We start from the raw sequence: 24,825 nt of genomic DNA, 5'->3' as shown, positions 1-24,825 counted from the left end.
TCAGCCCTGCCGCGTATCGAGCAGCCGCTTGGCCTGCGCCTTGTTGCCGCCGGCCTCGTCCATGAGTTGCTGGAGGTCCTCTTCACCAGAGTAGGCGCTCATGTCGAGATCGGGGCGCAGCGATGCCTCGATGAAGGGGGCGATCGCCGCCACCGCGGTCTCGATCGCGGCGAGCCGTTCCTCGACCCCGCCGAAGCCGCCTCCGAAACCACCGCCGAGACCACCACCGAGACCACCACCGCCGGGACGGTCGAAGCCACCATCACGCAGCTTGTCGGTCCGCTTCTCGAAATCCCCCTTGTCGTAGGCGACCGACTTGTCGATCTCCGGCTTCTCCGGGCGCTTGTCGATACCATACCGCTTCTCATTTATCAGACGCTTCTCGAAGATCTTGTCGCGATACTTGTCGGTGACGATGTTCTTGTCGAACCGCTTGTCCCGGAAATCCTTGATCAGCGACTTGCCGCAGCGCACACGCAGCTCCGCGCTCATCGTCGGCGCGGGTGCCGAGATGCTGGCCACCGCCACGCAGGTGTCACTGCCCGCGTAGCTGCGCGAGTTCGGCGTCGAGTTCTTGTCGAACACCGTGTTGCTCGCGCTGCCCGGATAGGGATCGCCGCCGTCGCCCCGATTGGCCCCCGTGCCAAGACCGTTCGTCCCGTCCGCCTGTTCGAGCGCCACCTTCGGGTGGGCCTCGTCGGAGTTGGTAGAAATGGCCTCGTCGATATGCCAGATCAGCAGGCCCTCGCCCGGAAGGTCGGCATCGTAGCCGTCACGCTGCCGGTTCTCGACAAGGAAGTACTCCTGCCCCGCACCACCGTCCTTCCACAGGCGGAACACCTCGTTCGAGGTCTTCACATCGGGGATCGAGCGCGTGCCGTTGCTGGTGATGTTGGTCACAGTGACCCAGCCCTGGTTGGCCTTGCACCAGGCCGAAGGATGCGCCGGCGTGTCGCCTCCCCCGTTCCAGGAGCCGCCGCCCATCAGGCACCAGTTGCCCACGCCTTCCGAGCTCTGGTCGGTGTCGTAAAGGTCGGGGAAGCCGAACAGCAGGTGGCCCAGCTCGTGCGCGCAGACGCCCAGTCGAGCGTCCTCGGGGATGGTGAGATAGGCGTAGAGCTTGGTGCCATCGGCGTTGAACTGCGAGCGCATCACCCACTTGTGGGACCAGATATCGCCGCCCGAGCCGGTCTGCTCCGCGCCCGAGCCCGCGTGCACCACCACATAGGCATCGACGAAGCCGTCGCCGTCGTTGTCATAGGGACCAAAGTTCACCGAGGGGTTGGCCGCGGTCGCCGCGTCCCGCGCCATGTCGCGGGCGTTGGGCGTCGTGCTGCCGGTTCCCGACTGGCCGTTGGCGTAGTCAGCAAGCGTGTCAGGCATGGTGAACGGCCCCGCCACCTCGCCAACGATGTTGATCGTGCCATTGGTGACATCATCGAAATATTCCTTCACCGAGCCGGTCGAAATCACCCCGGTCGAGAAGAAGAGGTCCTGGAAGCGCTGCGCCGCGCCCGAGCCGAAGGACTTGTCAGAGAATTCGGCCAGCACCACCACCACGCGGACGTCACCGCTGAGCGGGCTGCGCTGCGCCGCGAAATTGCGTGCAGCCATGGGCGGCGTGCCGAGCGGCAGCTCGGTGCCCGGCACGATCAGCCCATCGTTGAAGCCGACCCGCGGTTTCTTGCGCAGCGTCACGAGCTCCGCCATGCCGTCAGGGGCGGCGGCGCGCATTTCCTTCAGCGCCTTGTCTATTTTCTTTTTAAGGTCGGGTGCAGGGGCGACGCAGCATCGATCGTTACCGCCCCCGGAACATTGACCAAAGAAATTGTGCCAATTGCCGGAAAATTCCGTTTTCTCGAAAATCTTGGAAAAGGCTTTGAAATCCCGGCTGTCGTGATGAGTCTCGCACATGGGGAGCTCCTTTCAAATGGCCGTTGAAATGAGCTTACTCTACCATGGCACTCTCTTTCCGGGCATTATCGGATTCCGGACAATCCAAAGCTGATTTTTCCTTGACATCACGATAGCGACTCGCCTTACCCACTCCTTTAAATTGCGGATACCCTGCATCGGCCACAGATCGTACCGCCCTTAAGAACGCGACCGAAACGCCGAGCACGGGCCTGACACCCGTGCCCGGCTCAGGGGTCAGGCCATGGCCCCGGCCGAGGTCAGCCGGGACAGATCTTCCTGCGACAGGCTCAGCGCCGCGGCCTTTGCGAAACTCTCCACCTGCGGCACGCTCGTTGCGCTGGCAATCGGCGCGGTGACGCCCCTCTGCGCGATCAGCCAGGCCAGCGATACCTCGGCGGGCTTGGCGCCATGCGCCGAGGCAATGTCCTCGAGCGTATCGAGCAGAGCCATGCCGCGTTCGGTCATGTACTTGCCGACCATGCCCGCGCGTTGCCGCCCTTCGAGATCCGCCTCGCTCCGATACTTGCCGGTCAGGAACCCGGCGGCGAGCGAGAAATAAGTCACCACGCCGATGTTCTTCTCGACACAGAGCTCCTGCAGCCCGCCCTCAAATGCGCCGCGGTCGTAGAGGTTATACTCCGGCTGGATCACCTGGTACGCGGGCAGCCCTTCCTTTTCCGCCGTCTCCAGCGCCGCGCCAAGCAGCGCCGCATCGTAGTTCGACGCCCCGATGGCACGGATTTTGCCCGACTTGAGCAGCTTGTCGTAGGCGCCCAGCGTCTCTACGTGCGCGGTGTCGGGATCCGGCCAGTGCGAGAAATAGAGGTCGATTGCCTCGGTCTGCAGCCGCGCCAGCGACTTGTCGACGGCGCGGGTGATCCAGGCCTCCGAGAGCCCCTTTTCGCCTGGCCCGCCCATGTCCGAGCCGACCTTGGTGAAGAGCTTGACCTTGTCGCGCATGCCGGGGCGCGCGCTGAACCACTTGCCGAGCACGGTTTCGGATTCGCCGCCAACGTGGCCATCCACCCAGGCCGAATAGACATCGGCGGTGTCGATGGCGTCGAAGCCATGGTCGATGAAGGCGTCGAGCACGCGGAAGCTCTCGGCCTCGTCGGTGGTCCATCCCAGCACGTTGCCGCCAAAGACGATGGGGGCGATGTCGAAGCCGGTGGTTCCGAGTATCTTGCGTTGCATTGGGAAACTCCTTTTCGGGGAAACTCAGGCGATGGCACCGCCGCCGTCGATGAAGACGGTGGTGCCGGTCATGTAGGGGTTGGCCATCAGCGCGAGCGCCTGCACGGCGATATTCTCGGGGGTACCGACGCGTCCGGCGGGCAGGCGCTCCGCCGCGCCGTCGAACATTGCCTTCCGGCCGTCGCCATCCAGCCTGTCGTACATCTCGGTCTTGATCAGCCCCGGCGAGATGCAGTTGACCCGCACCGGCGCGAATTCCAGCGCCAGCCCGCGGGTCAGCCCCTCGAGCCCGGCGTTGATCGCGCCCTGGATCGCCGCCCCGGGCTTGGGCCGGACCGACAGGAAGCCCGAGACCAGCGTCAGCGAACCACCCTCCTCGATCCGCGCGGCGCGGGCCAGACGGTAGGCGCCCCAGAATTTCGAGTCGAAGGAGCCATAGGCATCCTCCAACGGCAACTCGCGCACCGCCGCTACCTTGGTGCTGGCCGCGGAGCAGAACACATGGCCGAAGGCACGATCCGCGAAGAAGGACTCGAGTGCGTCGGCATCGCCGGTGTCGAGCGTGACGCCCTCGCAGCCGAGCTTGTTCGCGGCCGCCTCGACCTTTTCCGCCGAACGCGAGGCGATGGTCACCTTCGCCCCGGCTGCCCTCACCGCCTGCGCGACGCCAAAGCCGATGCCCGAGCTGCCGCCCAGCACCAGCACTTTCTGATCGGTCAGATCCATGTCAGTCCTCCTGTCCGGGCAGCCAGCGGCGTGCTTCTGCATCGGGGTAGTAGCTCATCGGCGCGGGCAGCTGCTCCATCTCGATCAGCAGCCCCCAGGGCGCACGGCCAAAGACGCCGCGGTTGCCCGGGCCTTCCTCGGGGCCGCCCAGATCGTAGGGGTCCGAGAGCAGTTCTCCCCCGGCCTCGGCAAAGGCTCCGGCAGCGGCGTAGACGTCGCTCACGTTCACGCTGAAATGGCTGATCCCGTAGTCGGCGATGTTCGTCGCGGGCGTCCCGGCGGGGCGGTCGATCTCGAAGACCTCGATGTTCGGCCCGTGTTTCATGCGCAGCACGCTGACTTTCTTCATGGCAGTGCCGGCGCGCAGACCGTTCATCGGCCCGACGTCCTCGGCCGCCATCGGCCCGCCGTTGCTCGCGGTCTGCGAGAACATGGGCTCTGCGCCGAAGGCGGCCTTGAGAAAGCTCACCGCCGCGTCGTGGTCGGGCACGGTGATGCCGATGTGCTCGATGCCTCGGATGGTACTCATGGAATGACTTTCCTTTCGCGGAATTCGTCGATGAGGCGCAGGAACATCTCCTCGCTGTCCACCACCGGCGCGAAGCCGGCCTGCCGGATGCGGGTGGTCGAGGAGATCACGTCCCAATCGCAGCTGAAGATGAAGTCGCCGAAGCCCCAGGCCGCGACCTTCTCGAAGGGAACGTCGACAAGCCCATGCCGTTCCTTGATCTTTTCCCAGAGTGGTCCCTTGTCGGCCATCATCTCCGAAAGGCTGATCTGCATCGGTTCGGCGGGGTCCATGTCCAGATGCGCGGCGATGCGCTTCCACAGGTGGCTCCAGCGGAAGATGTCGCCGTTGGTGAGGTTGTAGGCGGTGCCGCCCTCCGCCTCGGTCCCGGCCCAGGCCGAGCCGCGCGCCAGCTGTGCCGCGTCGGTGACCTGCGCCAGCTTGCCGTAGCAGGTGGCGCTGCCCGGAAAGCGCAGCGGCAGCCCAAGCTCCTTGCAGATCGCGGCGTAGACGGCGATCACCATGGCAAGGTTCATCGGATTGCCGATGGCAAAGCCGCAGACCACATCCGGCCGCAGCACGACGCTGTCCCATCCCGCGGACCGCGCGCGCTCGGTCAGCCAGTCCTCCTGATCGTAATAGAACATCGGCGGCATGACGCGCGGGTCGTCCTCATGCGCCGGTGTCGGGAAGGCACCGAGATGGGCGCCGTAGTATTTCGCCCCCTCGTAGAGCACGACGCGCCGCAGCTCCGGCGAGGCCGCCTCGGCCCCGGTCACGCAGTTGCGCAGCATCGCGAGGTTGGCCGAGACCTGCTCGGCCGGATCTTCGAGTTCCTGATAGGCGGCATAGAAGACATGGCTGAAGGGGCCGACCTCGGCGAGCGAGGCCTGCGTCGCTGCCTCGTCGAGCAGGTCGACCGAGAGATAGCGCGCCGCGGTCTCGAAGTCCGGGCTTCGGCGCGAGATCGCGGTGACCTGCCAGCCAAGCTCGTCGGCAAGGTGGCTGACCACGTTGCGGCCAATCACGCCGAGCCCGCCGGCAACCAGCGCATGGGGTTTGGGAAGGGACATTGGGCCTCCGATCCAGATGGGGTCTGTCGTTGCCACGCAAGAAGTAGCTTTTGATCAGAGGATGGAATGGCTAGAAATTTGCAGAGACTATTCGACTGGATCGAACAATGGATGCCTTCCGCAGCATGCGGCTCTTCGTGGCCATCGCCGAAAGCGGCAATCTCTCGTCGGTGGCGCGGGACTGGGGGATTGCCCCCTCGACTGTCACCTACGGGCTGAAGAGCCTCGAAGACAGCCTCGGGGCACAGCTCGTCGTGCGCACCACCCGGCAGCTGTCGCTGACGCAGGAGGGCCAGCGCTTTCTCGAGCGCAGCCGCCGCATCCTTGCCGACGTGGACGAGGTGATGACCGGCTTCACCGAGCAAGGCGCGCTTGCAGGAAATATCCGCATGACCACGACCAACGATCTCGGTCGCCAGCGCATCGCGCCGCTGGTCGATGACTTCATGCATCGACATCCCGGGCTGACCATCGAGCTGTTTCTCAGCGACAGCGTCGTGGATCTGGTGGAGGGCGGCTTCGATCTCGGGATCCGCACGGGACCACTGCGGGATTCCGACCTGAAAGCCCGGCTGCTGCTGCGTGGACACAAGAGCATCTGCGCCTCGCCCGGCTACTGGCAGCGCCACGGCAAGCCCACCCACCCGCGAGAGCTGACCGCGCACAATTGCCTGCTGCTCGGCGCACCGGGCGAGCGGCACGCCTTCTGGACTTTCCGGGAAGATGGCGAGCGCTTCCGCATCCGGGTGGGCGGCACGCGGCAGGTGAACGACGGCGAGGCGCTGCGGCAATGGGCCATCGCCGGGGCGGGAGTGGTCCAGAAGTCGAGTTTCGACATCGCCGAGGATCTGCGCGCCGGGCGGCTGGAGACGGCGCTGGAGGACTTCACCGCCGATCCGACGAACCTCTACGCCGTCACCCCGCCGCGCCAGTACGAGTCGCGGCGAGTGCGGGCCTTCGTCGATCACCTCGCCGCCGGGATGGGCGGCTGAAGGCGCCGCTCAGCAGTTCTCGCCGATCAGCACTTGGAAGGGCATGATCTTCTGCAGGTGAGCGGTGCGCTCGCCGCCTTCGAGCACACGGACCAAGGTCTGAACGACCTCCCGTGCGACCTCGGTCGCAGGGTGCGCGAGGATCATGTCGATGCCGCCGTCGGTCAGCATGGCGCGGGTGTGTTCGGTCAGCTCGGTTCCGATCAGCAGCGGGCGCTTGCCACCCTGCCCCAGAACCTTCGCCGCCCCTTCGAGGCCGCCGCCGAGCATCAGAATGGCCGTGACATCGGGATGCGTCTGCATGAGTTGCGTCACAACCTCTATCGCGCGTGCGTCACTTTCTTCGGTCGGCGCGGCCTCGACGATGCCGAAACCGTCCTGGGCACTCTCGGCGATGAACGAGCGGAAGCTCGCGGCGAGCGACTGCTGGCACATGTAGCGCGGATTGCCGGGAACCAGGCCGATCTTGCCGCCCTGCGGGCAGAGCCGGGTGACGAACCATCCCGCAGAACGGCCCAGCTGCCAGTCGTTCGAGCCGACGAAGCCCCGGCGCTGCGGCGAGGAGATGTCCGACAGCATGGTGACCACCGGGACGCCGCGCTCGGCCAGTTCGTCGACCGCGCGGTTGATCCGGGGATGGTCGATGCAGACCGCGGCAATGGCATCGCATGTCTCGCCGAGCGCCAGCAGCGCCTCCGCGGTGCGCGCCGGGTCGAGATCGGTCACATGCGAGAAGATTGCCTTGCCGTCGACGCTGGTCTGCGTCGCGACCTCGCGCGCGATGCGCCGGCTCATCACATCATAGAAGTGCCGCGCACTGTCGTTGAGCAGAAAGCCGAAGGTCTTCGCCGGGCCGGGCTCCTCGCGGCGGCTGCGGATCGAGCCGACCGCGTGGAAGCCTATGCGTTCCGCCGTGGCGAGTACGTGGTTCACCGTCGCGGGTTTCACCCGGCTCCGGCCGCTGAGAATGCGGTCGATGGTGGAAACGCTGACCCGGGCCTCGCGGGCGAGATCGGCGATGGTGATGCGTGCTGGCAAGGTCGGGCCTTTCGACTGGCTGTTCGCGCGGCTCCTCCCCAAAGCGTTGTTCTAGCAGGTGATGGTGCGAAGGCAACGCCGCATTTTGGAGCTGGAAATCTCTCAAAATGAGGGAATTGAAACGTCACGCCTTCTCATGCGGAAGGAAAACTGTGCCACGGATGAATCTTAGCCGTCTGCCGCCTTGCCCGGCCTGCCGCGACGACATACCGCAGTATACAGCTCCAGCCTCCGCCAGAAGCCCTCCCGCATGAACCTGAGCGCGCTGGACCCGAACATACGACCGTTCCGCGTCCCGGCATCCGGCGCGGAACGGCCTCCCTCCCCGATGCCACGGCCGCCCACGGTGACCGTTTTTGCCAGATTGTGACGTCGACGCCCCTGCCAGACCAAGGGCGATCCCGCCGGCCCCGCCCGGACGGGACCGCTTTGTGCCGGCCAAGGGTGGCGCCGGCGCAGACCAGAGGTACCCGATGAACCGAAGAGAAGCCCTGTTCTCCCTTGGCTCGATGGCCGCCGCAGGGGGGCTCGCCTCCCGTGCCGGCGCCGCCGAGCTGAAAGGGTTCCCCAAGCAGACCGCCATGTCCGCCGATCACCTGCCGACCCCCGCGCGCAGCGGCGGCGGTTTTCAGGTGCTCAAGAGCGAGACCGACCAGAAGACGGTCAAGGCGGTCTTCGACCGGCTGATCCCGGCGGATGACTTCGGCCCCTCCGCCTCCGAGGCCGGCTGCCTCGAGTTTCTCGACGACCAGCTCTCGGGTGACTACGGCGCGGGCAAGGCGCTCTATCTCGAGGCCCCGCTGAGCCCCGAGAACGAAGAAGCCATCATGGGCGCGCCGCAGTTCCTCTCGACCCCGCGCGAGCGCTACGAGACCGGCCTCAAGGCGCTCGAAGCCTATGCGCAGGAAACCGACGGCGCGGCATTCCACGCGCTTTCGCCCGACCGGATCGACGAGATCCTGACCGGGCTGGAAGCGGGTGAGATCGACCTCGGCGAAGGCGTCAACGGTCAGGCCTTCTTCGAACTGATGCTGCAGAACGTGCGCGAGGGGTATCTCGCCGACCCGCTCTACGGCGGCAACCGCGACATGGCGGGCTGGAAGATGATCGGCTTCCCGGGCGCGCGCTACGACTACCGGCCCTACGTGGATCGGCGCAACGAGGACCTGGGCCTGACGCCCGTCAGCCTCATCCCGAACGACTAAGGCCAAGGAGACACCAACAATGGCAAATGAACGTCCCAAGGCCGACGTGGTGATCGTCGGTCTCGGCTGGGCCGGATCGGTCATGGCCGAAGAGCTGACCCGCGCAGGCCTCAACGTGGTCGCCATCGAGCGCGGCGCATGGCGCGACACTTCGACCGACTTCCCCCCCGCCGTCGACCCCGACGAGCTGCGCTGGCACACCCGCCGCGAGCTGCTGCAGCCGATGAGCGTGGAGACCACCACCTTCCGCAACAAGACCGGCCAGCAGGCGGCCCCGGTGCGCAACTGGAACGCCTTCCAGTTCGGCTGGAACGTCGGCGGCGCCGGCACCCACTGGGCCGGCATGTCCTGGCGCTTCCTGCCCTGGGATTTCGAGGTCGCGACCCAGACCGCCGAACGCTACGGCCAGGAACGCCTCGACAGCCTGATGGCCGAGGGCCTGCAGCTGCAGGACTGGGGCGTCAGCTACGAAGAGATGGCGCCCTACTACGACCGCTTCGAGCGCATCGCCGGCACCTCGGGAAAGGCGGGCAACCTCAACGGTCAGAAGATCAAGGGCGGCAACGTCTTCGAGGGCCCGCGCGAGCGCGAGTACCCGACGCCGCAGCTCAAGGACACCAACTGGATGTCCATGTACCGGCAGACCACCGAGGGAATGGGGTACAACCCGTTCACCATCCCGGCGGGCAACATCTCCCAAGCCTACGTGAACCCGCTCGGCGTCACCATGGGGCCGTGCACCTACTGCGGCTTCTGCGACTTCCACGGCTGCGGCAACTTCTCCAAGTCGAGCCCGCAGGCCTGCATCCTGCCGGCGCTGATGCGCCGCTCGAACTTCACCGTGCTGACCGAAACCGAGGTGCTGCACGCGGTGAAGCACGAGGACGGCAAGACTGTGAAAGGCGTGAAGTTCGTCACCCGCGACGGCGAAGAGGGCTTCCAGCCCGCCGACGTGGTTTGCATCACCGCCTACCAGATGGACAACGTCCGCCTGATGCTGCTCTCGGGCATCGGCGAGCAGTACGACCCCGCGACACAGCAGGGCACCATCGGCCGCAACTACAGCTACCAGACCTGTTCGTCGGTCACCGGCTTCTTCTCGGGGGCCAAGATGAACCCGTTCATCGGCGGCGGCGCGCTCGGCGTGCAGATCGACGATTTCAACGGCGACAACTTCGACCACAGCGATCTCGACTTCATCGGCGGCGCCGGGATCATGGGCTATTCGACCAACGGTCGTCCGATCGCCAACATGAACGGCATCCGCCCGGGCAACAAGCGCTGGGGCTCGGAGTGGAAGGAAGCCTATGCGCGTGACTACCAGGAGGTGGCCAACATCTTCTGCCAGGGCACCTCGATGCCCACGCGCGACGCCTACCTGTCGCTCGATCCCACCTACAAGGACCGCCACGGCCAGCCGTTGCTGCGCTTGACCTTCGACTGGAACCGCAACGACGCCTCGATGATCGACTACACCACCAAGAAGGCGGTCGAGATCATGCGCGAGGCGGGCGGAGAGGACATCATGGTCGACAACCAGGCCGAAGCCTCGTGGAACCCCTACAAGCAGCACAGCTCGCACACGATCGGCGGCCTGGTCATGGGCTCGAACCCCGCCACCTCGGCGCTGAACCCCTACCTGCAGAGCTGGGACTGCCACAACGTGTTCTCGGTCGGCGCCTCGGCCTTCCCGAACAACGGCGGCTACAACCCGACGCTCACCGTGGGTGCCCTCGCGGTCCGCGCCGCCCGCGCGATCCACGAGACCTACATCAACAACCCCGGCCCGCTGGTGGAGGCATAACCCATGGCAAAATGGATCAAGATCGCAGGCGGCGTGGTGGTGATCGCCGCCGTCGGGGCCGGTGTCTGGGCGTGGGACTCGCTGAACACCGGGCGCTCGAAGGTGGCCGGAGACAGCGTCACGCTGGCCGAGTTTACCAGTGAAGACGCCGAGGCCGTCGAGCGCGGCGAGTATGTCATGCGCATGGGCGACTGTGCGGCATGCCACACCCGCGAGGCGGGCGAGTTCGCCGGCGGCTACGAGATTGCTACGCCCTTCGGCACGCTGGTCTCTTCGAACATCACTCCCGATGCCGAAACCGGCATCGGTGGGATGACCGAGAAGGACTTCTTCAATGCCCTGCGCCAGGGCATCGGCCAGCACGGCATGCTCTACCCGGCGATGCCCTACACCGCCTATGCAAAGTTCACCGACCGGGACATGCACGATCTCTGGGCCTACATGTCCACGGTCGAGCCCGTGCAGAACGACATCGACGAAAACGGCGGCATGCCCTTCCCGTTCAACATCCGCCTCGCCATGGCGGGCTGGGACATGTTGTTCTTCGACAATTCCGGCTTCGAGCCGGTGGCCTCCGAGAGCGACGCGTGGAACCGCGGCAAGTACATCGTCGATGGCGGCGGTCACTGCGCCGCCTGCCACAGCCCGCGCAACGCGCTGGGGGCCGAGGTGGCCAGCGCCTACCTGCAGGGTGGCAACATCGGCGACTGGTACGCGCCCGACCTGACCCCGAACCCGCACGTCGGCCTCGGCGGCAGCTCGGCCGAGGACATCGCCACCTACCTCAAGACCGGTACCGACGGCGTCGCCGTCGCGGCGGGCCCGATGGCCGAGGCGGTCGAGCACTCGCTGCAGTACCTGACCGACGAGGACGCGCTGGCGGTGGGCACCTACCTCACCTCCCTGCCCGCCTCGGACAACCCCGCCCCCAAGGCGGCCTCGCTCGCCGAGACCGACATGGCGCGACTGACGGATGTCTACGAGGTCAACTGCTCGGCCTGTCACGGGCTGGATGGCGAAGGCATCGAGGGCATGGTCCCGGCCTTCTCGGCCAACCACGGACTGCTCGGCGATCCGACCAACATGATCCACGCGATGCTCAAGGGCACCCGCGCGGCGCACACGCATGACGCGCAGACCGCCGCCGGCATGCCGTCCTTCGCCTGGAAGATGGACGACACGCAGGTGGCCGACATCCTGACCTACGTGCGCAACAGCTTCGGCAATGGCGCCGAGGCGGTCTCGCCCGAGGCGGTGGCCGAAATGCGCGAAGCGCTGGATGCACGCGAGCCGCTGCGCGCCGCGACGAACTGATCGCGCAACGCTGCAGGTACAAATAAAGGCCGCAGGAGATATCTCCTGCGGCCTTTTTCTTCGACAGGCCAGCCTTGCGCCGGACCAGCCTCACCGCGTCACATCAGGTGTTCGACCGGCGGCGCGGGCACGAAGCGCCACTTGCGCAGCGGGCCAGCCATCACGTTGAGGTAATACATCTCGAAGCCATAGGGCGCACCGCAGGGATGGTGGCCGCGCGGCACGCAGACCACGTCGTGGTCATGCACCGCCATGGTCTCGTCGAGCATCCGGTCGTCGGTATACACGCGCTGGATGCCGAAACCGTCGCCGGGGTTCAGCCGGTGGTAGTAGGTTTCCTCGAGGTAGGTGATCCGCGGAAAGTCATCCTCATCGTGCCGGTGGCTGGGGTAGGACGACCAGTTGCCCGCCGGGGTAAACACCTCGGTCACCAGCAGGCTGTCGCAGTAGTCCTCGTTCTCCATGGCGATATTGTTGATATGCCGCGTGTTCGCCCCCTCGCCGCGCTGCGTCAGGGTGATGCCGTCGGGGCCGATCCGCCGCGCCTCGTGGCCGCCCATGCCCGGCGCCGAGCAGACCGCGAGCGTGCAGTCGGTGGTGGCCTCGGCGCTCCAGTCGGTGCCGTTGGGCAGGTAGAGGCAATGCGGCGGGGTCTTCTCGAAGACATTCATCCGCTCGCCCAGCTCACCCCAGTCCTTGCCCGCGCCGGTGAGCTTGGCCTTGCCCTCGACCATCACGAGGATGACCTCGCGATCGCCGGTGGCCTCGCAGACGCTCTCGCCCGCCCGCAGCCGGTAGAGCGAGAAGCCGACGTAGCGCCAGCCGGCGCTCTGCGGGGTGATCTCATGCACCTTGCCGTGGGTGCCGAAGGGATGATGAAGAAGATGGCTCATGGGTCTTTCGTCCTTTCCCGCTCCGGGCGAGGCCTCCGCCTCACCCGCTCAGTTTCTCGGTCTCGCACCGCGCCCCGTCTCAGGCGTCCTGCGGCTGGATCAGCCCAACCTCGGCGGCCAGCGCTTTCAGCGTCCGCAGCCCCAGGCCCTGGTACTCAAACGGGTCGCGCAGCGCGCTGTCCTGCTCGGCCTCGATGACCACCCAGCCGGCGTAGCCCTGCCGCGCCGCTGCGGCGAGAACCGGCCCGAAATCGACGCAGCCCTCGGGATCTCCGGGCACCGTGAAGGCGCCGCGGCGCACTCCTTCGAGGAAGCTGAGCCGCTCGTCCCGCACCTGCGCCGCCACGTCGGGCCGCACGTTCTTGCAGTGGATGTGGCTCACTCGGTCCATGTACTTGCGCGCCAGCTTTTCCGGGTCTGCTCCACCGAACCAGGCGTGGCCGGTGTCGAGCAGCAGCCGCGTGTGTGCCCCGCCCATGTCCATGAAGCGCTCGATCTCCGCCTCGGTCTCGATCACCGTGCCGACATGGTGGTGATAGCCCATGGCCATCCCCTCCTCGACCGCCACGCGCGACAGCTCCTCGTAGCCGGTCGAGAAGCGCTCCCACTCCGGCTCGGTCATCACCGGCTTGTCGTTCACCGCGTCCGCGTCCCGGCCATGCACCGCGTTCGAGCATTCGCAGGCGTTGACATGATCGCCGCCCGCCGCCCTCACGAAGGCGATGACCTCCCGCAGTGCCCGCACCTCGGCCTCGAGGTCATTGACCAGCAGATTGGTCGAATGCCAGCCACCGACGAAGCGCAGCCCGTAGCGATCCAGCACCGCCCTCAGCGCCGCGCCCTCGCCCGGCATCTTGTGCCCCTTCTCGATGCCGTCGAAGCCGAGCGTGCGGCAGTCCCGCAGGCAGTCCTCGAGGCTCAGGTGATCCCCGATCGACCAATCGTCGTCGTTCGACCAGGCGATGGGATTGGTGCCGAACCGGATCATGGCCCCCTGCCTTTCATCTTTCCCAAAATACTCCGGACCTGCGCCCTCAGTTCAGCACGAATTGCGTGGCCTTATGCGCCTCGTATTTCTCGCGCGCCTGCTCGAGCCGTTCGGGCCCGCCGACCTGCGGCACGGCGACGTCCCACCAATGCCCGCCCGCGCCGGTGCCCGGCACCGCGTCGGTGTCGATGACGATCACCGAAGGAATGTCGCGGCTGCGCGCCTCGGCGATCTTCGCCTCGAGTTCGGCAATGTCCGCGGCCTTCTCCGCATGCGCGCCCATCGAGGCGGCATGGGCGACGAAGTCGATCTCGGGCTGAACCTCGACGTTGCTGTCCTTGTACATGTTGTTGAACTCGGCCCCGCCGCATTCGATCTGCAGCCGGTTGATGCAGCCGTAGCCGCGGTTGTCGGTGAGCACGATGGTGAAGGGCACGCGCCGCATCACCGCCGTCGCCAGCTCGGAGTTCGCCATCATGTAGGAGCCGTCCCCGACGAAACAGATCACCTCCTTCTCGGGCGCGGCGAGCTTGATGCCCATGGCACCGGCGACCTCGTAGCCCATGCAGGAATAGCCGTACTCCATGTGATAGCCGCCCTCGGCCGCCTGCCAGAGCACCTGCAGCGCGCCGGGCATGGTACCCGCGGCGCACATCACCACGGTGTCCCTGGTCGAGACCCGCTGCACCGCCCCGATCACCTGCGCATCCGTGGGCAGCCCCGCCCCGTTCGGCGCGGCGGTGACCTGCGCCACGGCGTCGTGCCAGCCCGTCCGCGACGCGGCATCGTGCCAGCCGAAGCTCTGCGCCCCGAGCCCCGCACCCAGCTTCTCCAGCACCACCTTGGCATCGCCCACCACCGGCGCGGCATTGTGCTTCTGCGCGTCATAGCCCGCGAGGTTGATCGACAGCAGCTTGCGCCCCTCGGCGCCGAAGACCGTCCACGAGCCCGTGGTAAAGTCCTGGAACCGCGTGCCGACGCCGATGATCAGATCCGCCTCGGCCGCAAGCTGGTTGGCGCAGGCAGAGCCGGTGACCCCCGGCGAGCCGAAGTTCAGCGCGTGCTCCCACGAGAGCCCGCCCTTGCCCGCCTGTGTCTCCACCACCGGGATGCCGTGGCGGGTGGCGAACTCCGCGAGCTCGCCCTCCGCGCCCGAGTAGAGCGTGCCGCCACCCGAGACGATCAGCGGGCGCTGTGCCGCCTTGATCATCTCGAGCGCCGCCTCAAGTTCGACCGGATCCGGCTCGGGCCGGCGGATGCGCCAGACCTTCGGCTCGAAGAAGGCCTCGGGGTAGTCGTAGGCCTCGGCCTGCACGTCCTGACAGAAGGCCAGCGTGACCGGGCCGCAGTTCGCCGGATCGGTCATGACCCGCATCGCCCGCGGCAGGCAGGTCAGCAGGTGCTCGGGCCGGGTGATGCGGTCGAAGTAGCGCGACACCGGGCGGAAGCAGTCGTTGGCCGAAACCGTGCCGTCGTCGAAATCCTCGATCTGCTGCAGCACCGGGTCGGGTCGGCGGTTGGCGAAAACATCGCCGCAGATCAGCAGCAGCGGCAGCCGGTTCACATGCGCCAGCGCAGCCGCCGTCACCATGTTGGTCGAGCCCGGGCCAATCGAGGAGGTCACCGCCTGCGCCCGCCGCCGCCGTTTTGTCTTGGCATAGGCGATGGCGGCATGGGCCATGGTCTGCTCGTTCTGCCCGCGCCAGGTGGGCAGCGCATCGCCGATGCCGTGCAGCGCCTCGCCGATCCCGGCGACGTTGCCATGCCCGAAGATTGCCCAGACCCCTTCGATGAAGCGGTCACCCTCCTCGGTCATCTGCACGGAGAGCCATTTCATCATCGCCTGCGCGGCGGTCAGCCGGATCGTGCCCATCGTCGTTCCTCCCATGCGGCCGCCAGCGGCCCCTTCGTCTAGATCAAAATATCCCGGGGGAGTTCGCGCCCCGGCGCGGACGGGGGCAGCGCCCCCTCTCACGTCGCCATCCTTCACGCCGCGGCCTCCTGCGCTCCGGCGCGCGCCGCGTCCCAGACCTTGCAAAGCTTCGCGTAGCGCGCCGCCATCTGCTCAATTGCCGCGCCGTCGCTGATCGCGCCGCTCATCCAGGCCCGCGCCGCATCGCCGAAGATCGTCCGGCCCACGGCAAAGCCCTTCACCAGCGGCTGGCGCGCGGCCAGCGCAAAGCTCTCGGCCAGCTCCTGCTCCGGGGCGTCGAGACCCAGCACCACGATGCCGCGGGTGCGCGGGTCGTTCTCCTCGATCGCCGCCACCGCCTTGGCCCAGGCCGCCTCGGTCTTGAACGGCTCGAGCTTCCACCAGTCGGGGCAAACGCCGAGTGCGTAGAAGCGGCGGATCACCTGCGCCGTGGTCTCGTCGTTTACCGGCGCAACCTTCGAGGGGATCACCTCCAGCAGGAATTCCAGCCCGTTGCGCCGCGCGGCGGTGAAGAGCCGCAGCACGGTCTCTTCCTGTGCGGCCCATGTCTCGGCGTCATCCTCGGGGTGGCAGAAGCACAGGCATTTCACCACCTGATCGCGCGGCCATTCGGTCAGCCCGCCGTAGTCCGGCCCCAGATCGGGCTCGAGCATCAGCGGCCGCGAACCCGGCCATTCCACCGGGCGTCCGATCCACAGCCCCGTGCCCTCGGCCTCGAAGAGCGCGTCGCGCCCGAGCCGCCCGTCGCAGAGGATGCCGTGGCCGCCCTGCCCGCCCGCGACCTCATGCGCGGCGCGCAGGCAGAGCTGCTTGAAGGCGCCGATCTTTTCCGGAGTTGCGCCGGCCATCTCTTCCATCTGGCTGCGGTGATCGAAGGCGAAGACGCGCATGGTCGACCAGTCGCCCTTGCGGTTTGTCGCCCAATGCACCTGCTCGAGCGCCGCGTCATTGCGCAGGTCCTTTCGCTTGATGCCGCGCTCGAAGAAATACTGCAGCTCTTCCCAGCTCGGGTAGGCCGGGGTGCAGCCGTGGCGCGAGACGGCGAAGGCCCCGCAGGCATTGGCGTATTTCAGCGTGGTGGGCCAGTCCTCGCCATCGAGCCAGCCCTTCAGCAGACCCGACATGAAGCCGTCGCCGGCGCCCAGCACGTTGAACACCTCGATTGGAAAACCCGGCCCCGTCTGACCGCCGTCAAGGCTGTCCGGGATCACGCCTTCGAAGGCCGTCGCCCCCATCGGTCCGCGCTTGCAGACCAGCGTTGCGTCCGAGACCTTGCGCACGTTGCGCAGCGCCTCCAGCGTGTCGGTCGAGCCGCCGGCGATGTGGAACTCTTCCTCGGTGCCCACGATCAGGTCGAAGAGATGCAGGGTGGATTGCAGCTGCGCGGTGACCTCGGCGCTCTCGGCGAAGCGGCTCTCGCCGTCGCCGTGGCCGAGCACCCCCCAGAGGTTCGGGCGATAGTCGATGTCGAGCGCGGTCTGCGCGCCGTGCTTCTTGGCCAGCTCCAGCGCCTTGAGCACCGCGGCGCGGGTGTTCTCGTGGCTCAGATGCGTGCCGGTGGGCACCACGGCCCGGGCCGAGGCGATGAAGTCCTCGTCGATGTCGTCCTCGCAGAGCGCCATGTCGGCGCAGTTCTCGCGGTAGAAGATCAGCGGGAACTGCTCCTGGTCGCGGATGCCGAGGATGACCAGCGCAGTGAGCCGCTCGGGGTCGGTGGCCACGCCCTTCGTCTCCACCCCTTCGCGGGCGAGCTGCTCGAGGATGAAGCGGCCCATGTGCTCGTCGCCGACGCGGGAGATCAGTGCCGATTTCATCCCGAGCCGCGCGGTGCCGCAGGCGATGTTGGTGGGCGAGCCTCCGATGTATTTCTCGAAGCTGCCCATGTCCTCCAGCCGTCCGCCGATCTGCGCGCCGTAGAAATCCACGCCCGCGCGCCCGATGGTGATCACGTCCAAGGTCTTGCTCATCTCGCTGTCTCCGGTCTTGCGGGTTAGGTGCTGGCGACGTTGATCGTCTCGAACGTCAGCCGGTCGTGAAATTGTTCGTGGTGGGCGATGAAGCGCTGCGTGTGCGCCTGGCGCATGTGAAAGGCGTGGGCAGCCTCGTCCTTCCAGCTTTCGACAAAGACCAGCCGGTCGGGGTTGTCGGTGCAGGTGTAGAAGTCGTAGGCGATGCAGCCAGGTTCGGCGCGGGTCGCCGCCTGCGCCTCCGGCGCTTGCGCGAGTATCCTGTCCCGCGTGCCCGGCTGGCAGTCGATGGTGATGATGAACTTGTACACCTGCGCCCCCTCTCAGCGGATGATCGTCGCCTGGAGCGCGTCGATCGAGGAGCGGATGCCCGCCTCGGTGGACATGGTGAAATCCTCCATCTCGAGGCTCACCCAGCCGTCGTAGCCCATCATGCCGACGACCGAGAAGAACTCCTTCCACCATTGCAGGTCATGGCCCGCACCGACCGCCACGTAGTTCCACGCGCGATTGGCGACGTCGGTCACCTCCTTGAGCTCCAGATAGCCATTGATGTCCGCAAGCCCGCGCTCGATGCGCGTGTCCTTGCCGTGCACGTGGTGGATCGCCGGGCCGAGCGCCCGCGCCACCGCGATCGGGCAGGCACCCTTCCAGAAGAGGTGGCTGGGATCGAGGTTCATGCCGACCATCTCGCCGACCTCGCTGCGCAGCCGGAACAGCGTCTCGGGGTTCCAGACCAGCATCGCCGAGAAGTTCTCGAGCGCGTATTTCTCGACGCCGCAGGATTTCGCATGCGCGACGAGGTCGTGCCAGAGCGGGAAGGCCCGGTCCTCCCACTGGTAGCGGTCGCGCTCGGGCATCTCGGCGGGCCAGGACTTGGTGTAGACCAGCCAGTTCGGCACAGTGTCGCCGGGCGCCGCCTCGGGCAGGCCGGACATGGTGACGATCTTCTTGACCCCGATTTCGCCGGCGAGGCGGATGGTGTCCTCCATCTCCTTGCGGTGGCGCGTGCCCATCTCGCCCGGATCGAGCGGGTTGGCCGAGCAGTTGAGCGCGGCGATCTGCAGGCCGCGGGCCTCGATCTCGTTCAGGCGCTTCTTCAGCTCGCCCTTGTCGGCAAGCAGCGTCTCGGCGCGGAAATGCGGCGCGGGCGACCAGCCGCCGCCGGTCATCTCGATGCCCTCGACGCCAAGGTCGACGCATTTGTCGAGCATGTCGGTGAAGGGCAGATCCCCCATCACGTCTGTGCAGATGGACAGTTTCATTCTTTTCTCTCCTCCCGAAGAGCTGCTCAGGCTGCGGCGTAGAGCGCCGGCTTGTCGATCATGGTGATTTTCTCGTGGGCGCCGCTTTCCACAGCGCGCAGCGCGGCATCGGCGACCAGCGTCGCCGCGTAGCCGTCCCAGGCCGAGGGGCCGGTGGCGGTGCCCTGCCCCGCGGCGACGATCCACTCGCGGAATTCCTGATCGTAGGCCTCGATGAAGCGCTCGCGCCAGTCCTCTGGGATGGTCTGGCGGATGCCGTATTGATCCGACACGACGGTCGCGGGGCGGTTCGGCAGCGCGGCCACACCCATCTCGCAGCTGACCTCGCCGCGGATGTCGTAGCCGTAGCCGATGTTCACCGAGATCTCGACGTCGACGATGGCCCCCGAGGCGCAGTGCAGCAGCACGATGTGCGGATCGCGCAGCTCACCGCCGCGGGTCGAGCGGCGCGGCAGCCGCACTTCCACCCCGGTGACCTCATCGCTCAGCAGCCAGCGCGAGATGTCCGCGTCATGCACCAGTGTGTCGTTGAGCGGCATCTCCGAGGTATAGAGCCCCTCGGGCACCGAGGCGTTGCGGTGGATCGACTTGTAGATCAGCGGCGCGCCCAGCGTGCCGCCGTCGATCACTGCCTTGAGCCGGCGGTAGTCGGCGTCGAAGCGGCGCATGAAGCCGACCTGCACGAGACGTCGGCCAAAAGCGGTCTCGGCCGCCATCACCCTGAGCGCCGCCTCTTCCGAGGTGACCATGGGCTTTTCGCAGAACACCGGCTTGCCGGCGTCGATGCAGGCAAGCAGCTGCTCCTCATGGGCGGGCCCCCACGAACAGATCACCACGGCCTCGACGGTGTCCGAGGCAATCAGTGCCTCGGGCGTGTCGAAGACCTCGGCCCCTTCGGGCGCGGCGGCCTCGGCGCGATCACGGGCGATGTCCGCCACGGCTGCGACCTCGACACCCGACAGCACCTTGGTCAGACGGCGGATGTGGTCCTGCCCGATCATCCCCGTCCCGATAACTCCGACCTTGAGCGTCATTCTCCCGGCCCTCACTTGAAATGTTTGTCGATGAGGCGCTGCATCTCGGCGCGCATGAACTTGCCGGACTCGTCGGCCTTGTCCTCCCAGGCGAAGACGCAGGCGGTCATGATCCCGTCAAAGCCGATCTCGGCCAGCGTCCGGTAGAAATCGTCCCACGGCACCTCGCCCTGCCCGATGTTCAGGTGCTGGTGCACGCGCGCCTGGGTACCCGGCGGGTTGAGGATGTAGCGCAGGCCCGAGCTGGCCTTGTGGTTGAAGGTGTCGGCGATATGCACATGCGCCAGCACGTCGGCGCATTCGCGCAGCATCGCCACGGTGTCGTCGCCGAAATAGAAGGTGTGCGGGCAGCAGTAGAGGAACTTGACCCGCGGGCTGTTCACCGTGCGAATGAGGTCGACCGAAGGCTGCAGCGTCTCGACCCAATCCTCGGGATGGGGCTCGATGTGCAGGTTGATGCCTTCGCGCTCGAAGACCGGCACCAGCTCTTCCATGGACCGCCACCAGGCGTCCTCGCAGGCCTCGATCATCGAGCCGGTGTGGCAGCAGTAGCAGCTGCCCTTGTCCGGGTGCGGGCCGCGGCCGAATTCGGAGTTCATCGTGTCGACGCCCAGTTCGACGGCGATCTCGATGGCGCGCTTCCAGTGCTTGACCGCTGCCTTGCGCTCGTCCTCGTCGTTGCTGGCCCAGCGGTACATCGGTAGCAGCGTGGCGATGCCGACGTTGGCGTCGGACAGCGCCTTCTTGAAGGTCTTGATGCGGTCGGGGAAGACGCGCGGCGCCTTGAACCATTCGAGAAAGTCCCCGCGGGGGCTGAGTTCGATCCAGTCGTAACCCAGCTCTGCCACCTTGGACGGCAGCTCTTCGAGGCTCAGATGGCGGTGCATGAAGGGGTCGAGTGCGATTTTCACGGCTTGGCCTTTCCTGGATGTCTGTCCTGTGTCGCGCCGGTCCTCCGTTGATCCCTGACCGGGCGCGTGTGGTGACTAGATGAGTGAGACGGAGCGCCCGCTGGTGGCGCTTTCCCGTGCCGCGTCGAGCACGGCGAGGGTGCGGGCACCTTGCCGGGCGGTGACCGGGGGGGCGGAGCCCTCCCGCACCGCCGCTGCGAAGGCTTCGTAGTAGTCGTGGTAGCGGCCCTGCTCCGAAGGCACATGGCGTGCGCCATCCGAAGTGCGCAGCACACCCCAGTTGCTCTCGGGCTCGAACCCCCAGGTCTCGGGGTCCGCCGCCGGGCGCTTGCCGGCAAAGATCTGCTGCGCCTGCACGTCGGTGCTCTGCGCCACGAAGCTGCCCTCACCGCCGAGCGCGCGCAGTTCGCGCAGGTTGAGGAAGTTGCACTTGCTGGCGTTGATGTGAGAATGCGTGCCGCCCTCGTGGCGCAGCGTGATGGTAAAGCCCGCGTCGGTCGGACCCTCGGGCAGATCGAGGTAATCCATCTGCGCATCGACCTCCGTGACCGGGCCGAGCAGCCAGATCATCTGGTCGACGAGATGGCTGCCGAGATCGCGCAGCAGCCCGCCGGTGGGGCCGGCCTCGAGCGTTGCCGGATCGTCGAAATCCATCCGCGAATGCACGCGCCAGAGCGGGCCGAGCGTGTCGTCGCGCAGCACTTTGGCCAGCGTCTGCATGTCGGCGTCGTAGCGCCGGTTCTGGTAGACGCCTAGCGTGACGCCCTTTGCCTCTGCCGCCGCGTCGAGCTCCAGCGCCGCCTCGGCACTGGGGGCAAAAGGCTTGTCAGCCACCACGTGCAGCCCGGCCTCGATGGCCTCCAGCACTAGCTCGCGGCGGGTATGCGGCGGCGTCGAGATGGTCACCGCGTCGCAGACCCCGGCCTCGATCATCGCGGCGAGGCTCGGGTAGACCGGCAGGCCCGGCCAGTCCGCGTTGGCGGCGGCAACGGTGCCCGGCGCCCGCGCCACGATGCCCGCGAGCGCGCAGCCCGCCGCAGCGTCGATGAACGGTGCGTGAAAGTGACGCCCGCCGGTGCCGTAACCGACAACTCCGATCCTCAGGGTCATGTGACCTCTCCTCCTCAGTCTTGCGCACCGGCGTCTCCTCCTGCGGCGCGCGGGTCGTTCCTCAGATGTCCTGCGGTTTGAAATCCGACACCGCGCGGGGCATGACCCGCTGCAGCAGCTCTACGGATTTCTCCAGCCCTTCCAGGCTGTTGAGCAGCACGTCCTCATGTTCGATCGACAGCCAGCCGTCATAGCCAGCCATCTTCAGGCGGTAGCAGAACTGCCGCCACCATTCCTCGCCGTGGCCGAAGCCGAGCGTGATGTAGCTCCAGCTGCGCGCCGGAATGTCCATCAGAGAGCCGGTCTCCAGCAGGCCCGACACGGCCTGCACCGGCCCGTTCAGGAAGGTGTCCTTGGCGTGCACGTGATAGATCGCCGCGCCCAGCGTCTCGGCGGCCACATGCGGATCGGCACCCATCCAGACAAGGTGCGACGGGTCGAGGTTGGCGCCGATCAGCGGACCGATCGCGGCGCGCAGCTTCAGCAGCGAGGGCGCGTTGTGAACGCATTGGTTGCCATGCAGCTCGAGCGCGATGCGGTTGACGCCCGCCTCCTGAGCCAGCCCCGCGACCTCGGTCCAGAACGGCAGCAGCCGCTCTTCCCACTGGTAGCGCAGGATCGCCTGCGTCTCGGGCGGCCAGGAGGACACGACCCAGTTCGGCATCCGGTCCCCGGCGCAGCCCTCGGGCAGGCCGGACATGGTGCAGACGGTGCCGAGCCCCAGCTCACCGGCGAGCCGCAGGGTGTTCCTCAGGCAGTCACCCTGCGCCGGGTCCGTCGGGTGCAGCGGGTTGCCATTGGCGTTGAGGCTGATGATCTCCAGCCCGCGCGCCTCGAATTCCTTGAGGTAGGCGCGGCGCTTTTCTGCGCTGGCCAGCAGGTCGTTCAGATCAAGATGCGGCGCGGTGGACCAGCCACCGGTGGTTACCTCGATGCCCGAGACGCCCATGCGCTGCGCGTGGTCGAGCATCTCGGTGAAGCCCACGCCGCCGAGGCTGTCGGAGACGAAACCCAGCTTCATGCGTAGACCTCCGGACGGTCGATCATCGCCACGGCGGTCTTCACGCCCGACGCCAGCGCGGTGACGCCGGCCTCGGCGACGACCGCCGCAGCATAGCCGTCCCAGGCCGACGCCCCCTGCTCGGGGAAGGCCTCGCCCTGCGCGAAGCGCAGGAAGGCGCGGTTCTGCTGCCGGTAGGCATCGAAGTAACGCCCGCGCCAGTCGGCTTCGAAGGTGGTGGACTGCCTCTGCGCCCTGTCGAGCCGCGTGTAGGCCACGTGGTTCATCGAGATGCTGGCGGCCTCGCCGACAAGCTCGGCACGCACGTCGTAGCCATAGGCGGCGTTATTGTTGATCTCGATGGTCACCAGTTGGCCGCCCTCGGTCTCCAGCACCATGACCACCGGCGCCACCAGCGCGTCCGAACGGGTCGGCTGGAAGGCAGAGATCGAGGTGTATTCGGTGCCGAGCACGTGGCGCACCACGTCGAACTCATGCGGGGCGGAATTTGTGATCGCCATCGCGCCGGTGAACTCGGCAGCGGGAGTTTCGAGGTTGCGGTGGAAATTGTGCATCATCAGCGGGCGCCCGAGCGTGCCGGCGGCCAGCGCCGCGGTCATCTCGACGTAGGAGGGATCGAAGCGCCGCATGAAGCCGAGCTGCACGTAGCGCGCACCAGCGGCCTGCTCGGCCTCGATCACGGCGAGGCACTCCTGCGACGACTGCGACAGGGGCTTTTCGCAGAGCACCTTCTTGCCCGCGCGAATGCAGGCGAGCGAGAGCGGCGCATGGGTGAAATCGGGGCTGGCGATGATCACCGCATCCACATCGGACCGGGCAATGACCTCCTCGGGATCGCTGCCCACGTCCTTTGCGCCCAGCCGGTCGGCCACCGCCTTCGCCCGCGCGGCGTCCATGTCGCAGACCACCTGCAGCGCGGCGCCGGGCAGTTCCTCGGCGACGATCCTGGCATGGTCGGCGCCCATGAGGCCGGCTCCGATGATGGCAATTCGGGTGGTCATTTTCTCAATCCACGGGGTTCGGGGGTGGGAATTCTGGGTGGTGACCCGGCTGACACGGGGGCCGGGTCACCAAGAGGGATGCGGTTTGGGAGCTGCCGCATCCCCTGGAGGCTCAGTGGGCGGGCGGAGGATGCCCCTCGTGAGTCTCCATGTAGCCTTCGATCGACGCTTCCAGGTCGGCCATGGACTCGCCGCCGGCCATGAGATCGGCGATCTCCTCGCGCGACTTGTCGCCCTTGCGGAAGTCCGCCGCGATGGCGCCGCGGATCAGCACCGCGAAGTGGTCGCCCACCGCCATGGCGTGCATCACCTGGTGGGTGATGAAGATCACCGCCAGGCCGCGCCGCTTGGCCTCGTTGACGATGCGCAGCACGTGGGCGGCCTGCTTGACCCCCAGCGCGGCGGTCGGCTCGTCGAGGATCAGCACGCGGGCGCCGAAGTGCACCGCCCGGGCAATGGCCAGCGACTGGCGCTCGCCGCCGGACAGGCCGCCGACCAGGCGGTCGCCGTCGGTGATCCGGGTGATGCCGAACTTCTGCACGGCATCCACGGCGATAGCGTTGGCCTTCTGGCGGTCGAAGACCTTGAACGGCCCCCAGCCCTTGGTTGGTTCGGCGCCGACAAAGAAGTTCCGGCCAACCGACATCAGCGGGTAGGTGCCGCCGAACTGGTGCACCGTGGCGATGCCCATCTGTTGCGCCTGCTTGGGATTGGTGAAGTTGACAGGCTCGCCATCCATCAGCATCTCGCCGCGGGTGGGCTTGTGCACGCCCGAGAGGGTACGGATCAGGGTGGACTTGCCGGCGCCGTTGTCGCCGAGGAGGCAGAGCACCTCCCCTGCATGGACCTTGAGGCTGATTTCGTGAAGAACGTCGATCGGGCCAAAGCTCTTGTCGACATTGCGCATTTCAAGAACGGGTGCGGTCATCGC

Annotated in this window: 22 protein-coding genes; 4 read left to right on the top strand and 18 right to left on the bottom strand. The window is 66.9% G+C overall.

The window, feature by feature from the left end:
- From BM397_RS06555 to BM397_RS06535, 5 genes are all read right to left on the bottom strand, one after another.
- A complete protein-coding gene (locus tag BM397_RS06555; protein WP_245695951.1) occupies positions 1-1,734 on the bottom strand; it encodes a M6 family metalloprotease domain-containing protein in 1,734 nt (577 codons plus the stop codon).
- A 417-nt stretch (positions 1,735-2,151) separates the two neighbouring features.
- Positions 2,152-3,111 carry an aldo/keto reductase gene (locus BM397_RS06550; protein WP_092420069.1) on the bottom strand — a complete coding sequence of 320 codons (960 nt, stop codon included), beginning with the start codon at positions 3,109-3,111 and terminating at the stop codon, positions 2,152-2,154.
- A gap of 24 nt (positions 3,112-3,135) precedes the next feature.
- Positions 3,136-3,837: an SDR family oxidoreductase gene (locus BM397_RS06545; RefSeq protein ID WP_092420066.1), complete on the bottom strand. Its 702-nt coding sequence runs from the start codon at positions 3,835-3,837 to the stop codon at positions 3,136-3,138.
- Between the two features lies 1 nt (position 3,838).
- Complete coding sequence (locus BM397_RS06540; protein ID WP_092420063.1) at positions 3,839-4,366, bottom strand: VOC family protein; 528 nt, start codon at positions 4,364-4,366, stop codon at positions 3,839-3,841.
- On the bottom strand, positions 4,363-5,418 hold the full coding sequence (locus tag BM397_RS06535) for an SDR family oxidoreductase (protein WP_092420060.1): 1,056 nt from the start codon (positions 5,416-5,418) through the stop codon (positions 4,363-4,365). Before BM397_RS06535 ends, BM397_RS06540 begins: the two co-directional genes overlap by 4 nt.
- 107 nt (positions 5,419-5,525) lie before the next feature.
- On the opposite strand from BM397_RS06535, the gene BM397_RS06530 reads away from it, so the two are divergent.
- Positions 5,526-6,410, top strand: coding sequence for a LysR family transcriptional regulator (locus BM397_RS06530; protein ID WP_092420057.1), 885 nt, complete (start codon positions 5,526-5,528; stop codon positions 6,408-6,410).
- 9 nt (positions 6,411-6,419) lie between these two features.
- On the opposite strand, the gene BM397_RS06525 is transcribed toward BM397_RS06530, so the two are convergent.
- Positions 6,420-7,448 carry a LacI family DNA-binding transcriptional regulator gene (locus BM397_RS06525; protein ID WP_176806484.1) on the bottom strand — a complete coding sequence of 343 codons (1,029 nt, stop codon included), beginning with the start codon at positions 7,446-7,448 and terminating at the stop codon, positions 6,420-6,422.
- 473 nt (positions 7,449-7,921) lie between these two features.
- On the opposite strand from BM397_RS06525, the gene BM397_RS06520 reads away from it, so the two are divergent.
- Genes BM397_RS06520 through BM397_RS06510 form a run of 3 tightly spaced genes read left to right on the top strand, consistent with a single transcriptional unit; the run spans position 7,922 to position 11,771 of the window.
- Positions 7,922-8,653 (top strand): gluconate 2-dehydrogenase subunit 3 family protein, encoded by a 732-nt coding sequence (locus BM397_RS06520; protein WP_092420051.1) that lies wholly within the window; start codon positions 7,922-7,924, stop codon positions 8,651-8,653.
- A gap of 19 nt (positions 8,654-8,672) precedes the next feature.
- Entirely contained in the window at positions 8,673-10,457 is a 1,785-nt protein-coding gene (locus BM397_RS06515) for a GMC family oxidoreductase (protein ID WP_092420047.1), read from the top strand.
- Positions 10,458-10,460: 3 nt separating this feature from the next.
- Entirely contained in the window at positions 10,461-11,771 is a 1,311-nt protein-coding gene (locus BM397_RS06510) for a cytochrome c (RefSeq protein WP_092420044.1), read from the top strand.
- Positions 11,772-11,869: 98 nt separating this feature from the next.
- Here BM397_RS06510 and iolB read toward each other — a convergent pair whose 3' ends face one another.
- From iolB to BM397_RS06450, 12 genes are all read right to left on the bottom strand, one after another.
- Positions 11,870-12,664, bottom strand: coding sequence for a 5-deoxy-glucuronate isomerase (gene iolB / locus BM397_RS06505; protein WP_092420042.1), 795 nt, complete (start codon positions 12,662-12,664; stop codon positions 11,870-11,872).
- A gap of 79 nt (positions 12,665-12,743) precedes the next feature.
- Positions 12,744-13,652: a myo-inosose-2 dehydratase gene (iolE, locus tag BM397_RS06500; RefSeq protein ID WP_092420039.1), complete on the bottom strand. Its 909-nt coding sequence runs from the start codon at positions 13,650-13,652 to the stop codon at positions 12,744-12,746.
- Between the two features lie 46 nt (positions 13,653-13,698).
- Positions 13,699-15,540, bottom strand: a complete 1,842-nt coding sequence (iolD, locus tag BM397_RS06495) for a 3D-(3,5/4)-trihydroxycyclohexane-1,2-dione acylhydrolase (decyclizing) (protein ID WP_092420036.1) — start codon at positions 15,538-15,540, stop codon at positions 13,699-13,701.
- Between the two features lie 98 nt (positions 15,541-15,638).
- Complete coding sequence (locus BM397_RS06490) at positions 15,639-17,552, bottom strand: bifunctional 5-dehydro-2-deoxygluconokinase/5-dehydro-2-deoxyphosphogluconate aldolase (RefSeq protein WP_092420033.1); 1,914 nt, start codon at positions 17,550-17,552, stop codon at positions 15,639-15,641.
- Between the two features lie 23 nt (positions 17,553-17,575).
- Positions 17,576-17,863: a putative quinol monooxygenase gene (locus BM397_RS06485; protein ID WP_092420030.1), complete on the bottom strand. Its 288-nt coding sequence runs from the start codon at positions 17,861-17,863 to the stop codon at positions 17,576-17,578.
- A 12-nt stretch (positions 17,864-17,875) separates the two neighbouring features.
- Positions 17,876-18,817 (bottom strand): sugar phosphate isomerase/epimerase family protein, encoded by a 942-nt coding sequence (locus BM397_RS06480; RefSeq protein WP_092420027.1) that lies wholly within the window; start codon positions 18,815-18,817, stop codon positions 17,876-17,878.
- A gap of 26 nt (positions 18,818-18,843) precedes the next feature.
- Complete coding sequence (locus BM397_RS06475) at positions 18,844-19,851, bottom strand: Gfo/Idh/MocA family oxidoreductase (protein ID WP_092420024.1); 1,008 nt, start codon at positions 19,849-19,851, stop codon at positions 18,844-18,846.
- Between the two features lie 11 nt (positions 19,852-19,862).
- Positions 19,863-20,762 carry a sugar phosphate isomerase/epimerase family protein gene (locus BM397_RS06470; RefSeq protein ID WP_092420021.1) on the bottom strand — a complete coding sequence of 300 codons (900 nt, stop codon included), beginning with the start codon at positions 20,760-20,762 and terminating at the stop codon, positions 19,863-19,865.
- Between the two features lie 75 nt (positions 20,763-20,837).
- Positions 20,838-21,872: a Gfo/Idh/MocA family protein gene (locus BM397_RS06465; RefSeq protein WP_092420018.1), complete on the bottom strand. Its 1,035-nt coding sequence runs from the start codon at positions 21,870-21,872 to the stop codon at positions 20,838-20,840.
- A gap of 61 nt (positions 21,873-21,933) precedes the next feature.
- A complete protein-coding gene (locus tag BM397_RS06460) occupies positions 21,934-22,893 on the bottom strand; it encodes a sugar phosphate isomerase/epimerase family protein (RefSeq protein WP_092420015.1) in 960 nt (319 codons plus the stop codon).
- Entirely contained in the window at positions 22,890-23,894 is a 1,005-nt protein-coding gene (locus BM397_RS06455; protein WP_092420012.1) for a Gfo/Idh/MocA family oxidoreductase, read from the bottom strand. Before BM397_RS06455 ends, BM397_RS06460 begins: the two co-directional genes overlap by 4 nt.
- 112 nt (positions 23,895-24,006) lie before the next feature.
- Entirely contained in the window at positions 24,007-24,822 is an 816-nt protein-coding gene (locus tag BM397_RS06450) for an ATP-binding cassette domain-containing protein (RefSeq protein ID WP_092420009.1), read from the bottom strand.
- Positions 24,823-24,825: the final 3 nt, after the last annotated feature.

It is taken from the genome of Alloyangia pacifica, assembly GCF_900116195.1.
Classification (GTDB): Bacteria; Pseudomonadota; Alphaproteobacteria; order Rhodobacterales; family Rhodobacteraceae; genus Salipiger; species Salipiger pacificus.
Note: the sequence above shows the minus strand (reverse complement) of the source record. Positions and strands in the feature narration are given on the sequence as shown.

Bases quoted from the DNA above. Each gene is read 5' to 3' on its own strand.
- BM397_RS06460 (WP_092420015.1), bottom strand. From the start codon at position 22,893: ATGAAGCTGGGTTTCGTCTCCGACAGCCTCGGCGGCGTGGGCTTCACC.
- BM397_RS06480 (WP_092420027.1), bottom strand. From the start codon at position 18,817: ATGAAACTGTCCATCTGCACAGACGTGATGGGGGATCTGCCCTTCACC.
- iolD (WP_092420036.1), bottom strand. From the start codon at position 15,540: ATGGGAGGAACGACGATGGGCACGATCCGGCTGACCGCCGCGCAGGCG.
- iolB (WP_092420042.1), bottom strand. From the start codon at position 12,664: ATGAGCCATCTTCTTCATCATCCCTTCGGCACCCACGGCAAGGTGCAT.
- BM397_RS06465 (WP_092420018.1), bottom strand. From the start codon at position 21,872: ATGACCCTGAGGATCGGAGTTGTCGGTTACGGCACCGGCGGGCGTCAC.
- BM397_RS06535 (WP_092420060.1), bottom strand. From the start codon at position 5,418: ATGTCCCTTCCCAAACCCCATGCGCTGGTTGCCGGCGGGCTCGGCGTG.
- BM397_RS06550 (WP_092420069.1), bottom strand. From the start codon at position 3,111: ATGCAACGCAAGATACTCGGAACCACCGGCTTCGACATCGCCCCCATC.
- BM397_RS06455 (WP_092420012.1), bottom strand. From the start codon at position 23,894: ATGACCACCCGAATTGCCATCATCGGAGCCGGCCTCATGGGCGCCGAC.
- BM397_RS06450 (WP_092420009.1), bottom strand. From the start codon at position 24,822: ATGACCGCACCCGTTCTTGAAATGCGCAATGTCGACAAGAGCTTTGGC.
- BM397_RS06530 (WP_092420057.1), top strand. From the start codon at position 5,526: ATGGATGCCTTCCGCAGCATGCGGCTCTTCGTGGCCATCGCCGAAAGC.
- BM397_RS06475 (WP_092420024.1), bottom strand. From the start codon at position 19,851: ATGACGCTCAAGGTCGGAGTTATCGGGACGGGGATGATCGGGCAGGAC.
- BM397_RS06490 (WP_092420033.1), bottom strand. From the start codon at position 17,552: ATGAGCAAGACCTTGGACGTGATCACCATCGGGCGCGCGGGCGTGGAT.
- BM397_RS06520 (WP_092420051.1), top strand. From the start codon at position 7,922: ATGAACCGAAGAGAAGCCCTGTTCTCCCTTGGCTCGATGGCCGCCGCA.
- BM397_RS06555 (WP_245695951.1), bottom strand. From the start codon at position 1,734: ATGCGCGCCGCCGCCCCTGACGGCATGGCGGAGCTCGTGACGCTGCGC.
- BM397_RS06545 (WP_092420066.1), bottom strand. From the start codon at position 3,837: ATGGATCTGACCGATCAGAAAGTGCTGGTGCTGGGCGGCAGCTCGGGC.
- BM397_RS06510 (WP_092420044.1), top strand. From the start codon at position 10,461: ATGGCAAAATGGATCAAGATCGCAGGCGGCGTGGTGGTGATCGCCGCC.
- BM397_RS06540 (WP_092420063.1), bottom strand. From the start codon at position 4,366: ATGAGTACCATCCGAGGCATCGAGCACATCGGCATCACCGTGCCCGAC.
- BM397_RS06515 (WP_092420047.1), top strand. From the start codon at position 8,673: ATGGCAAATGAACGTCCCAAGGCCGACGTGGTGATCGTCGGTCTCGGC.
- iolE (WP_092420039.1), bottom strand. From the start codon at position 13,652: ATGATCCGGTTCGGCACCAATCCCATCGCCTGGTCGAACGACGACGAT.